Source organism: Rhizobiales bacterium NRL2 (genome assembly GCA_001664005.1).
Lineage (GTDB): Bacteria > Pseudomonadota > Alphaproteobacteria > Minwuiales > Minwuiaceae > Minwuia.
On the sequence record CP016093.1, the window covers coordinates 3,366,839 to 3,378,325 of the forward strand.

Genomic DNA, 11,487 nt, shown 5'->3' on the forward strand with positions numbered 1-11,487 from the left:
TTCGCCTCGTCTGCCATCGCCCTTTTCTCCGAGAAGGGAGCTAACACTACGGCTATGGAGTGGTCAAACTTCCGACGAACGCAACCGGTCACTTACTGATAGATCGGGCAATAGGAGTAGGATGGTCGGTATAACGCCTGGATGGCTGCTCCGCACTGGACGTTCTCGGACAGCCGCTATGAGACACGAGCATGCGCGGCCACGCCAGGTTCGGAGGGCTGCTTCGGGGTCGACAGCGGGCACGCCTACGAGCCTGATCGCAATCCTACGAGATGCCCGGACCGCGCCGCTTGCGCCCAAGCGACCAGGAGATCGTGTCGCCGCGCAGCGTACCGGACACTTGCTTCCCGAGGTTGCGCTCCAGTACCGGCCGCCATGGCACCAGCGTGAATTCGCGCGACTTCTCAATCACGGCAAACCGGCCGCTGACGAGGTCCAGCCGCCGGCGGTAGACGCCCTCGATCCGCTTGCCGGGCTCGCTTTCAGCGTATTGCAGGCCAAGTTCGCCGGAGAGCTGGTCCGCGACCCGCGTCAGGTCGCGTCGGCGCAGGAGACCGAGCATGTTGGCACGGTAGACGATCCGGTCCTGCTCCTGGCGGGCAAGCTCCTGCTCAATTAACCACTGCCGGCGCCGGTCGAGCGCCTGGCGTACCTGGCGCCCGAAGCCCGCGTCGCGGAGGCTGGTCGGCGTGTCGGCGAGCAGCTCCCGGTCGAGCCAGGTCGCGCCGTCGGCGCCGACCTGCCGGTCGAGCGCCACCGCGGACAGCATCGCGACGATGACCGGGCTCGCCCGTGCCCGGCTTCGTTCGTACGCCGCCGCCCGATCCAAATGATCAGGCGCGATCGTCCAGGTGCCATCCGGCTGGCGGTCGACGCCGATGTCCCGCCGCCGCATCGCCTCGAGCCGTCGCACGTGGGTCTCGGCGAACGCGGCCGTGGCCGTGGGGTCGTGCCGCAGGTGGATGTCAACGCTGTACTGCCCGTCGTTCGCGGCGGCGATCTCGGCGATGGTTCGGTCGACGTCTCTCGGCGCGGCCCGCTTCGGTGCGATCGCAATGATCGCACCGTCCGGCAACGGCTCGGTCGTGTCGGCCCTGCCGATATCGACGTAATGGGCGCGGCCGTCGACACCGTCTACGATCAGGTAGTGGCGGTCGTTGATCTCGTCGGAGAGACCGCGCGCGACGACGCGGCCGACCAGTCGCCGCGCCTCTGTGTCGGCCGGGTCGTAGATGGCGTACTCCGAGGTCGCCCTGTCCCGACCCTCGCGGGTCATCTCACGGTGCATGGTCTTGATGATGTCGCCGCGCTCGCCCATCCGGCGCAGCACCGGCTCCAGGTCGTCGGCCAGCCGCCACCGGCCCGGCTCTATCTCCTCGGCGAGTCCGAGGCGATGGAGCTTGTGCAGCCGGCCGGCGCGCAGCGTCTGGCGGAAGGCGTCGCCGGCCGCGGTGCCAGACCGGACAAGCCCGTCCTCGCCGATGTCGCCCAGCAGGCCGCGGTCGAGGCTGGTAAAGCGCTCCTGCTCCACCTCCCAGCGCAGGCGGTGCTCGATCTCCAGATCGGAGCGCGGCCCGAGATCCAGCTCAACGATCTCTGCCGCCCGCTCGCGCATCCCCCTGGCGAGGTAGTCGCGGGCGATGACGAGATCCTTCCCCTGGTCGTCGCGGCCGCGCAGCACGACATGGGTGTGGGGATGGCCGGTGTTGTAGTGGTCGACCGCCACCCAATCGAGCCGGGTGCCGAGGTCGTCCTCCATCTGTCGCATTAGCCGACGGGTGAACCCTTTCAGCTCGTCGTACTCGGCGGCGTCCTCGGCCGAGACGATGAAGCGGAACTGGTGCCGGTCGCCCTCGCCGCGCTCGAGGAACGCCCGGCCGTCGGCACGATCGGACTCGGCGTCGTACAGATCGCCGGGCAACCCCTCGCGGGTGACACCGTCGCGCTGGATGTAGCGCAGATGGAGCTGGGCCGCCTTCCGCCCCTGCCCCGTCAGCTTCACGATGCGCGACTTCACGATCACCCGGCGCGCCCGGTAGGCGGCATAGCGGTCGCGGGCGGCGAGCACCCGGCCGACGCCGGACCCACGACCGATGCGGTTGCCCTGGAAGGTACCGCGGCTCGGCAACGACCGGCCGCCGGCAAGCGCCATCGACCGCAGCACCTGGTGCAGGTAGCGACGCCCGCGCTTGCTGCCGCGGCTGCGGATCCGGCCGAGCCTCGGCGTGAAGTCGTCATCCTTCATGATCGCCGCCGGTCATGTTGCATCGTGATCCACGAGTAGACGGCGGCCAGCCGAAGCCGCAAGCCGGCGCCATGAAGATCGCGGCAGACCAAGGACTTACTCCCGCACTGGCGCCATCCTGGACGGGCATGGCGCCAGGGAAAACGATGTGCAGCCAACGACATAGGCGTCTCATGGCGCCATCCTTTTATCTTGCCCTACCGGGCTTCTGAGCCACCTGCCGTCCCTCCTACGATCACCTGCGATCTCTGACCGGACCTTGACTCGGGCGACCGGTCGCGCGCCGGCCAGGATCACCACACAAGGAAGTCGGGAGCGGCACCTGACGGTATCGCTCCCAGGGTGGCCGGTGGCATCATCCGCCACTCGCCAGGAACGCCTGTTCGGCGCTCTCAAAGCACTCGAAATGGCGCAGACCGAGCATCCAATGGACGTCTCGGTCGCCATCGACGAGACACGTCGCGACGTAGTAGCGGGCGCGGAAGTAGCCGAGAATCGTCACCCGCTCGAACATCTCGTTCTCGTCGTCGAGGCTCTCCCAGGCGCCGAGATTCATCTCCGCGATGCGTCCGTCCCAGTGGAAATCGGCGCGCTCGGCGGCGATAAATAGCTCGATAGCGGCGTCGATTCCGTCCGTTCCGAACTCGGCGATCAGGTCGCGGCGGAGCTGCGGGAAGCGGTCGAACGCGGCGTGCGGATGCGTGTGAAGTGTGGTCATCGGAACCTCCGTGGTTGCTGTCCTCCTCATCGAGGACAGCTCCCGCCATCGGCCGGCGAAGCGGCTGTCAAGGACGCCGGAGGCGCCGCGAAGCGGGGCGCGGGGGAGCCGAAATGCGGAGCGGAGCGCCAGCGCAGTGGAGCATTTTGGGGGGACCGCGCATCCTTGACGGGCGCTTCGTCCTGGCTGGTACGCTGGGACAACCGAGACGAGGTCCTCTCTCTCCGACAGGGCACCGGCCGCGCCGTCGCGGTTCATCGGTCCTCGCCCGGCACGGTACGCAAGGGCACGAACAGGCTGTCCGTGGCCACCGTCGACGACGACTCGCGACCGTCCGTCACCGTCGCGCGCAGAGGGAAGAAGAGACGCCGATCCGTTTCCGCGGCCCCTGCGGCCTCTGTTGCCAGACGCGACGGATCGAGCCGCGCGAGGTAGGCACGGGTCTCGCGCGGCAGCGGTCGCCCGTCGGTCAGATGCTCTTGGTAGCGACCGGGCCCGGCATTGTAGGCGGCGAAGAGGCCGGGGAACCCGAAGCGCTCGTAAAGGGTGCAGAGATAGGCGGTCCCGGCCAAGATGTTGTCGCGTGGGTCGTGCGGATCGCCACCAAGACCATGTCGCCGACGCATCTCTTCATAGGTCCCCGGCATCACCTGCATGAGCCCCATGGCGCCGGCGGACGAAGTGATCGGACGGCCGTCGAGCATAATTCGCCCCGCGCTCTCGGCCGCGATAACCGCGCGTATCCAAGTCTTCGGGACGGCGAACCGGGCGGAGGCCTCGGCGATGAACGGCTCCCAGCGGTCGAGCCGCTGCTCGACGGGGGCCGGTTCAGCGACGACGGAGGACGAGCAGGCAAAAGTCGCAAGGGCAACCGCGCCCAGCGCCAGGACGGTCACCCGGTCCATAGCGGCACGAGCCTCCCGATGACCCTGGCGCGCCGTACCGGCCCGAAGTACCGGCCGTCGAACGAGCCGGAGACACCGGCCATCAGCAGGAACAGTTCGTCGGCGGCGAGCGTGCGACAGCCGGTCCAGCGCGGCAGCGCACGGCCGAAGGAGTCGCGATTGCGACGCGTGGCGACATACGTGCCGTTGACGAAGACGGCATCGCCGACGGCGCAGACGACGTCGTCCGCAACCGCCACGAGACGCTTCACCAGGGGTGTCCCGACCGGCAGATAGCCACGGTCGGCCGCAAGCCTGCGGGCGTCGGGCGGCAAGGTGGCGAGCACCAGATCGTCGCGTGCCGGAACCGTGCGGCTGACCCAGTAGAGCCCCACGGGCGCGCTGGCGCTGGCATTCCAGACCAGGCGCGGCGCCGGCGCGGCGAGTGTTGCGAAGCCGAGGGCGGCGAGCCCGAGGCCCGCGAGGGCGAGCGGGACGCGCGGGCGGCGACGCCCGCGCCGGCGCCGCGTCGGCCGCAGAGCGCCGGACAGCAGGAGCCGGTCCTCACGCATCGGAGGTCGATCCCTTGGACCGGGAGTCGGACCACGCGTCGAGGTCGTCGATGTGGTAGCGGACGTAGCGCCCGTGTTTACGGTACTTCGGCCCGCTGCCGGTCACGCGCATCTTCTCGAGCGTCCGGCCCGACAGGCCAACATAGTGGGCGGCTTGGGCGGTGTTGAGGAAGGGGCTGCCCTTCTTCGCGCGGGCGGCGCGTTCGTGTTCGTCATCGCTCATTGTCGTCACCTCGTCGCTTGAAGCGCGCGACCGGCGGGGTCGCGCCGATGACGGCGAGGATGGGCGCGCGAGGAGGCGGTCCGGGACGGGCGAAAATGGCCGTCGGGGAATTCGCCTCCCTTTCCGGGACAGGCGAAAGGCCCCGCGCCCGGCAGGGCGCGGGGCCAAGGCGGCGGCCGTCAGTCGACCGGGTTCCAGATGATCGCGAAGGTGTCGGGATCGTCCTGCCCGGCGGCGCGGCCGAGGTTGGCGTAGAGCTTGCGCGGCCCGAACTCCGGGGCGGCCAGGCTCAGCGAGACATAGCTGTTGCCCGAGTTCTGGCCCACCCGCTTCCAGGCGGCGCCGAGCTCGACCCGCTCGCGGTCGTCGGTGAAGACCCGGAAGTCCGGCTGGTTGTCGGCGTCCTTGTCGCGGTTCGGCAGGAGCACGACGCTGCGGCGGATGCTGAGGGTGTTGATGAAGCCCTTGTAGGAGCCGTCCGCCTGGCGGTTGACGTATCCGATGGCTGCCATGTTCTGATCCTCCTTTGATCGTGCAGGGCGCCCATCGCCCTGCTCACGGCGGACCGTCCATGGCGGGCGCCGGACCGGCGCACCCGGAGGGCCGGAGCGCCAGCGGAGGACCGGTGGAGGCGGCTATTTTGGAGCGCAGCGGCCGCGAGGAAGCCCGCCGGAGCACCGCGTAGGCGGGCGGGGAAAATAGTCGCCGCAGCCGGTTTCGCCGCGACGGGGACCGCCATAGGTCCACCAGCCGGAGCAGGCGCATGGGCGGTTGCAACGACGGAGGATCACGACCCGAGGCAGCCGGTTTGATCAAGCGTGGACGGCGAACGTGGGCGCCGCTTCGACCACGCACAACCCTCGCGTCCGCTCATACAAGCCGCACAGGAACGCAGGCAACACGCCACCCGGCCCGGCATTCGGGCTGCCCGGGCAGCCGCCCCGGAGGCAAGCGGGTGGGGCGGACCGAAGGCAATCTCCCGTCACCCGCCGCCAGAACGGGGACCGGGAAACGCCCAGCCAACGAGCTTCGGTGCGCCGAGCCGGGTGCAAGACCCGTCTTGCCGGCGCCGCCAACGCGGTTTGTCAGCTATCGCACGGCGATCCCCCGGGCGTCAGCGCGACGGGCCGTTGGTCACCGGGAGCTTGATCCCCGGGTGACCGTCTGGTTCAACAGAACCATGCCGAAAGTTTTTCGGGAGCGGCTTGAGTATCCGTGTTTGGCCCGTGCCCGTGGAGAAGTGGAATGCATACCGACACGGTCGAGCCCTGGACGCACGATCACACCTTTGGACAGGATCGGCGGCGCAAAGGCGAGCGTCCCACACTGATCGTCACAGTCCTGACCATCGTGACGATGGTTGCCGAGATCGTCGCGGGGTGGGCCTTCGGCTCGATGGCACTGCTCGCCGACGGCATGCACATGGGCTCCCACGCGGTGGCGCTCGGGCTGAGCGTCTTCACCTATGGGTACGCGCGGCGGCACGCCGGCGACGCCCGATTCACCTTCGGCACCGGCAAGGTCAACGCGCTCGGGGCGTATACGAGCGCCATCATCCTTGCCGGCTTCGCAGTGATCATGGCCTGGGAGAGCGGCGCGCGGTTCCTGAATCCGGTCCCGATAGTTTTCGATTGGGCACTGGCCGTGGCGGTGATCGGGCTCCTCGTTAATGGCGTCAGCGCCATGCTGCTGACGGGCCGCGAGTCAGGCGCTCCCCGTGCCGATAACAGCCACCATCACCATGGACATAAGCATCAGCACACGCATCACCATCATCACCGGCACGACCACAACCTGCGCTCGGCCTATCTTCATGTGCTCGCGGACGCCCTGACGTCCGTCCTGGCCATCGTCGCCCTGCTGGCTGGGAAATACTTCGGCGCCGTCTGGCTCGATCCCTTCATGGGACTGGTCGGCGCCGTGCTCGTCGCACGGTGGGCCTGGCATCTGCTGCGCGATACCAGCGGCGTGCTGCTCGACCACCGAGCCGAAGAGCCTGTTCGCCGAAACGTGCGCCAGGCCATCGAGGGCGACGCCGACAACCGACTCGCCGACCTGCATATCTGGTCGGTCGGACCGGGAATCTATGCCGCCGCGCTCAGCATCGTCACGCATGAGCCACGGGAGCCGGAGCACTACCGGGCGCTGCTGCCCAACGAACTCGGCATCGTGCATTTGACCATCGAGGTCCATCGGTGCCAGGAAACCGTCGCGGCCTGAGGGCGTGCCGACGATCGGCAGGCGGCGCATCGTGGCTTTGCCAACGTCCGATTGCGTCGGCAAAAACCATCAGCGGATCACGGGGCCGGAACCGGTGTCGGACGCAGCATCGACAAGCCAGACTCGCGCATAAGGCAACAGCGGCTCCGGCAGTGCGTCGGGCGCGAACCAGCCCCACTCGGTGGCCTCGTCCGACCGGCGCTGGACGCCGCCGGTGAAGAAGCGTCCGCCCGTCAGGATCATAAGTCATCGCCGCGACACCCGGCCGGATGTCCGTGATCGCATGATCGGAGTCGTCGCCTTCGCTCACCATTTCGCGCCGGAGGATCGGCCGTCACCAGACGCGAATCAACCGGTGCCAACAACTTGCGCTCTCGGCCAGCCAACCACGAGTCGGCCGAAAAGCGGGCGGCGGCCGTCAGGCCGCCGCCCGCGACGGATCACGCGCCATCGAACAGGGACCGCACCCGCGCCCATTCGTCGACGGTGGCGAGCGTGCCGTTCTCGGTGCAGGTCCGCACCGGGAAGGCCAGCCAGCCGGGCAGCCAGCCCTCGACCTTGGCACGGCCGTTCGCCCCGTCGAGGCAGTCACGGACGATCTTCTTCTGCGTCTTGGCCTTCTCCGCGATGTTGGAGTCGGCACACCGCTTGCCCGCGACCTCGGCAAGCATGGCGTTGAGTACGGCCTTGTCGCGGATCATATCGAAGAAGGCGTCATCGGGCTGCCAATGCTGCCCCGCGTCCACGCCCAAGTGGTTGCCGACCGCCTCGACCACGGCGCTGCCCGCCTCAATCGTCTCGGCCATGACGCAGGCGGCGATGCGCAGCACGTCCTCGTCGGAGAGCCCCAGCAGCTTCGCGAACACCACGGCCGTGGGATAGGCGTCGTAGCCCGGCTGCGTGACGGAGTGGTGATAGTCGGGCCGTTCCAGCAAGGCCAGCACTGCCTGCCGCTCTGCGTCGAAGGCCTGCTGCGCCGAACTGGTTGCCACGCTCTCGGCGATGGCGTCGCTGCGCGCCTGCTGCGGCTCGGGCTTCACCTGCCAGTGGCCGGAGGATGCCACGGCGTGCGCCACCATGAGCCGCAACGCCACGCCCGGATGGGCCACAAGCGCGAGGCGGACCACGGCTTGGCGGTGCAGGTCGAGGTAGTTTTGCATCGCCTTGGTGACCTCGGGCCGCGCGGCGGGTGCGACCTCGGTCGCCTCGCCGTCCGCGTCCGCCGACGCGGCCTTCCGCGCCGCGCGGCGGGCCTCCTTGCGGCCGAGCCAGCCCTCGTGGAGTTCGACCTCGCCCCGGTGGGAGACGGCGATGAACACCTTGCCGCCCTTCTTCTTCGGGGTCTTCTCGTGCTCCCAGCTATGGAAGTACTGGCCGGGCTCCAGCACCACGACCTCGGCCCATCCGGCTTCGAGATACTCGTCCCGCTTCGCCGCGATGGCCTCGTTCTGCTTCTGCCAGAACAGGTCCGCGTCGGCGAAGTAGGCATCCTCGCCGAACAGGTCGGCGACGATCTGGCCGGGATAGTCCTCGACCGGGAACAGGGCGACGGAGGTGGGGATCGACTGGCCGCCGAACAGCCACTGCTTCAACTGGAAGCCGCGCGGCGCGTACTGCTCGGGATCGGCGAACAGGGCGAGCCAGTCCTTCTGCTGTGCCGTCGAGGCCAGGGTGAGATGGCGCACCGTCTCGGCGTCGATCTCGCCCCTGCGGTAGGCCGTCCTGATCCTCGGCAAGAGGTTACCGAGGGCGAGGCGGCGCTTCACCATGATCTCGGTGATGCCGAAGGTCTCGGCGATCTCCGCGACCGACTTCCCTTCCTTGGAGAGCCGCACGAAGGTCTCGTACTGGCTCATCTCGTCGGGGTCGAGCCGGGCGGCGTTCTCGATCAACGAGGCCTCGAGCGCGCCCGCGTCGTCGCCCGGCTCCATCACGGCGCAGGGCACGGGCTCGACCCCGCCGCCTTCCTCGGCGACCGCCTTGGCGGCGAAGTAGCGCCGCCGCCCGGCGACGATCTCGAAGCGCTCGTCCTCGCCGTTGGGCCGCACCAGCAGCGGCTGCAGGATGCCGCGCGCGCGGACGCTCGGCAGGATGTCGGAGACGTCCGGCGCGCGCTTGGCGTTCCGCATGTTGAACGCGGAGACGTCCAGTTTGTCGATCGGGATGTGTTGCAGTTGCATGGTCACTCTCCTTGGCTCTTGGGTCAGCGGCCCCACCGGAAGCGCAAGCCACGGGCGGGGCCGTGCGCCGCCTATCGGCGCGTCGGTCCCGCCCCATCGGGTGGAATTTCGGGGTTGCGGGTGCGGAGCGCGGCGGCGGCCTGCGCCAGTGCGCGCTCGGCCTCGGTGATGCGGCCCGCGATCCGCGCCGCCTCGGCAAATACCGAGAGCGGGAAGCGGGGTTCGAAATGGAGGTCGCGCTCGATGCCGAGACCGAGCGGTCCCTTGACGCTCTCAAGCTCGGCGAGGCTCACATAGCCAAGCTCGGGGCAGCCGAAGCCGAGGTCACAGAGCCCGAACAGGATGTCGGGCTCGTCCGGCATCATCTCGGTGATCAGCCATGTGGCCGCGCCGGTCGGCTCGAACAGCTTCACGACCGGCACGTGATCGGTCTCGCGCTCGGTAGCACCGTTGGCGAGAAGACGGTCGCGGATGTCGTCGGGGATCAGGATCATGGCGGACCTCCGGGTCAGAACAGGTCGAGCTGGTTGCGCGCGTCTTCGTCGAACAGGCCGACGTTCAGCGGCTTCTGCGGGACGCGCGGGGTGAGCGGCGCGACCATCCGCGCCTCGATGCGTTCGCGCTGGCTGATCGGGCGGACGCCGGGCACGAGGGTCTGCTCGCCCTCGGGCGTCGGCTCGCTGGCGAGCGGCACGGCAGCGGGCGCGCTCATGCCGCCGCTCCCTCCGCGCCGGCCGTCTCGCGGAAGGCCAGCAGGTAATCGGCGGCCTTGGAGGCGAGGCTCGCGGCGCGGAAGATGGCGCGATTGTCCTCGCGCAAGACCTCGAGCCAGGACCCGATGTAATCGGCGTGGCGCACGGTGGGCGTGATACTGAGGCTGGCGCACACGAACGCGGACGCCATCTCGGCGACCAGTTCTTCGCGGGCGTAGCTCTTGCAGCCGAACGAACCGGACAGGTCGCGGGCGAGCCGGGACGCGTGTCCCGTCCAGTGCCCAAGCTCGTGAAAACAGGTCCGGTAGTAGTTGATCTGCTCGAAGAAAGCGGGCTGCGGCGGCACCTGTATGAAGTCCGCGCTCGGCACGTAGAAGGCGCGCTCGCCGCCGATCCGAAAGTCCGCGCCGGTCGCGGCAATGAGTGCCTCGGCCTCCGGGACGGTCTCGCGTTCGGGCAGCGGTTCCGCCCCGCCAAGAACCCGCTCGGGCAGGCCGTCGCACTGCGCGACGTTGAACACGGTGAAACGCTTGAGGAAGGGCACCGCCTGCGGCTCGTCGCCTTCCTCCGCTGCGCGCTTCTGCTCGTCCTTGGGGATGAAGCGGTCGGCATAGACGACGGTGGTGCCGCGCTCGCCCTTGCGCACATGCCCGCCCAAGGCAAGGGCTTGGCGGAAGGTCAGCCAATGCTGGGCGGGGTATCCCTTCTCGATGACCGCGCCCCACAGGATCAGGATGTTGATCCCGGAATAGGCGCGCTCGGTCGCCGCGTTCCGGGGCAGCCCGATCCCGGCCTTGGCCTTGCCCCAAGGCTGGACCCAGGGCACCCGCCCGGCCTCCAACTCGGCAATAATCCGGTCGGTGACCTCCTGATAGATCGTCTCCCGCTTGCGCTCCGGCATGGCACACCTCCGCTCGCAAAAACTCGCGCGCCTTTCCCCGGAAGCGGGGTGGGCGGCGAGATGCGACCGGAAAGGCCCGCCAAAGGGGCGGGCCGCACCCGGAGGGCCGGAACGGAGTGGAGGACCCGGAGCGGAGCGGAGGGTTGCGGCGCGCCGCGGCGGGCCTAGAAGGGAGCGCCGCCCACCCCGCGCCACCGGGAAAGGCAATAGAAAGAACTTCACCGCCCGCGAGGGCGGCGGCCGTCGGGCAGCCCGCAGGGCTGCCTATCGCGCCAGGGATCGAAGCCCGAAGGGCCGAGACCGGTGAGGAGGAAACGCGATCAGTCCGGTGGACTGATCGCCCGACGAACGCGGGCTCGGTTCACGAGAGCCCGGCGGCCGGCCGCAGGCCGGGCGGGCGCCCGTCACATCCGGGACGAGGATATAAGGGAGCAGTCAGCCCTCTTTTGCCGCAGCAGGAGCAGTGGCTTCCATCGAGTGCGGTGCCAGCTTACGCACACGAGTTGGAGGCCATCGGCGCCGACGACGTTGCGGCTGTCTGTCTAAACGGAATGATGGAGGCGCCTCTGCGTCAGCAGGCCCTTCCCCCATTGTGGTCGATGACTCTGCCTTGTGGCGCTGATGTTACCTCGCAGCGACGGGAAAAACGCCCGTGGGCCCGGTGGACTGCCACAGGTTGACCACACAGAGGGGGTGCGGATTCGAGTTCGCCTGGGTGCAAGACGGTTATCGCCACGACTCGTCGCGCTGCTCCACGTAACCTGCACGCTGATCCGTCGGCAGCGCTCGGCACGATCGACGTTGCAGATACGCGGCGCGTCGATCCACGCA

At 68.8% G+C, this 11,487-nt stretch carries 11 protein-coding genes; 1 reads left to right on the forward strand and 10 read right to left on the reverse strand.

Annotation, left to right across the window (positions count from 1 at the left end; translation table 11 throughout):
• Window positions 1–265: 265 nt before the first annotated feature.
• The 6 genes from TEF_15685 to TEF_15710 all read right to left on the reverse strand — a co-directional run bounded on the left by TEF_15685 (window position 266) and on the right by TEF_15710 (window position 5,154).
• Window positions 266–2,245 carry a conjugal transfer protein TraI gene (locus TEF_15685; GenBank protein ANK82070.1) on the reverse strand — a complete coding sequence of 660 codons (1,980 nt, stop codon included), beginning with the start codon at window positions 2,243–2,245 and terminating at the stop codon, window positions 266–268.
• 355 nt (window positions 2,246–2,600) lie between these two features.
• The gene (locus tag TEF_15690; protein ANK82071.1) at window positions 2,601–2,963 is read right to left on the reverse strand and encodes a hypothetical protein; all 363 of its coding nucleotides are present in this window, start codon (window positions 2,961–2,963) and stop codon (window positions 2,601–2,603) included.
• 254 nt (window positions 2,964–3,217) lie between these two features.
• On the reverse strand, window positions 3,218–3,868 hold the full coding sequence (locus TEF_15695) for a lytic transglycosylase (GenBank protein ANK82072.1): 651 nt from the start codon (window positions 3,866–3,868) through the stop codon (window positions 3,218–3,220).
• Complete coding sequence (locus TEF_15700) at window positions 3,856–4,419, reverse strand: hypothetical protein (protein ID ANK82073.1); 564 nt, start codon at window positions 4,417–4,419, stop codon at window positions 3,856–3,858. The genes TEF_15695 and TEF_15700 overlap by 13 nt, the downstream gene beginning before the upstream one ends.
• Window positions 4,412–4,642 (reverse strand): hypothetical protein, encoded by a 231-nt coding sequence (locus TEF_15705; GenBank protein ID ANK82074.1) that lies wholly within the window; start codon window positions 4,640–4,642, stop codon window positions 4,412–4,414. Before TEF_15705 ends, TEF_15700 begins: the two co-directional genes overlap by 8 nt.
• Window positions 4,643–4,821: 179 nt before the next feature.
• The gene (locus TEF_15710; GenBank protein ID ANK82075.1) at window positions 4,822–5,154 is read right to left on the reverse strand and encodes a hypothetical protein; all 333 of its coding nucleotides are present in this window, start codon (window positions 5,152–5,154) and stop codon (window positions 4,822–4,824) included.
• A gap of 733 nt (window positions 5,155–5,887) precedes the next feature.
• Between TEF_15710 and TEF_15715 the strand changes: the two genes are divergently transcribed.
• On the forward strand, window positions 5,888–6,862 hold the full coding sequence (locus tag TEF_15715) for a cation diffusion facilitator family transporter (protein ID ANK82076.1): 975 nt from the start codon (window positions 5,888–5,890) through the stop codon (window positions 6,860–6,862).
• Window positions 6,863–7,302: 440 nt separating this feature from the next.
• Here TEF_15715 and TEF_15720 read toward each other — a convergent pair whose 3' ends face one another.
• The 4 genes from TEF_15720 to TEF_15735 all read right to left on the reverse strand — a co-directional run bounded on the left by TEF_15720 (window position 7,303) and on the right by TEF_15735 (window position 10,656).
• A complete protein-coding gene (locus TEF_15720) occupies window positions 7,303–9,042 on the reverse strand; it encodes a chromosome partitioning protein ParB (protein ANK83537.1) in 1,740 nt (579 codons plus the stop codon).
• 71 nt (window positions 9,043–9,113) lie between these two features.
• A complete protein-coding gene (locus TEF_15725) occupies window positions 9,114–9,536 on the reverse strand; it encodes a single-stranded DNA endonuclease (protein ANK82077.1) in 423 nt (140 codons plus the stop codon).
• Between the two features lie 14 nt (window positions 9,537–9,550).
• A complete protein-coding gene (locus TEF_15730) occupies window positions 9,551–9,754 on the reverse strand; it encodes a hypothetical protein (GenBank protein ID ANK82078.1) in 204 nt (67 codons plus the stop codon).
• The gene (locus TEF_15735; protein ANK82079.1) at window positions 9,751–10,656 is read right to left on the reverse strand and encodes an antirepressor; all 906 of its coding nucleotides are present in this window, start codon (window positions 10,654–10,656) and stop codon (window positions 9,751–9,753) included. The genes TEF_15730 and TEF_15735 overlap by 4 nt, the downstream gene beginning before the upstream one ends.
• Between the last annotated feature and the right edge of the window lie 831 nt (window positions 10,657–11,487).

Excerpts from the sequence above, each read along its gene's own strand:
- TEF_15690 (ANK82071.1), bottom strand. The coding sequence starts at position 2,963 with ATGACCACACTTCACACGCATCCGCACGCCGCGTTCGACCGCTTCCCG.
- TEF_15735 (ANK82079.1), bottom strand. The coding sequence starts at position 10,656 with ATGCCGGAGCGCAAGCGGGAGACGATCTATCAGGAGGTCACCGACCGG.
- TEF_15705 (ANK82074.1), bottom strand. The coding sequence starts at position 4,642 with ATGAGCGATGACGAACACGAACGCGCCGCCCGCGCGAAGAAGGGCAGC.
- TEF_15725 (ANK82077.1), bottom strand. The coding sequence starts at position 9,536 with ATGATCCTGATCCCCGACGACATCCGCGACCGTCTTCTCGCCAACGGT.
- TEF_15695 (ANK82072.1), bottom strand. The coding sequence starts at position 3,868 with ATGGACCGGGTGACCGTCCTGGCGCTGGGCGCGGTTGCCCTTGCGACT.
- TEF_15700 (ANK82073.1), bottom strand. The coding sequence starts at position 4,419 with ATGCGTGAGGACCGGCTCCTGCTGTCCGGCGCTCTGCGGCCGACGCGG.
- TEF_15715 (ANK82076.1), top strand. The coding sequence starts at position 5,888 with ATGCATACCGACACGGTCGAGCCCTGGACGCACGATCACACCTTTGGA.
- TEF_15685 (ANK82070.1), bottom strand. The coding sequence starts at position 2,245 with ATGAAGGATGACGACTTCACGCCGAGGCTCGGCCGGATCCGCAGCCGC.
- TEF_15720 (ANK83537.1), bottom strand. The coding sequence starts at position 9,042 with ATGCAACTGCAACACATCCCGATCGACAAACTGGACGTCTCCGCGTTC.
- TEF_15710 (ANK82075.1), bottom strand. The coding sequence starts at position 5,154 with ATGGCAGCCATCGGATACGTCAACCGCCAGGCGGACGGCTCCTACAAG.
- TEF_15730 (ANK82078.1), bottom strand. The coding sequence starts at position 9,754 with ATGAGCGCGCCCGCTGCCGTGCCGCTCGCCAGCGAGCCGACGCCCGAG.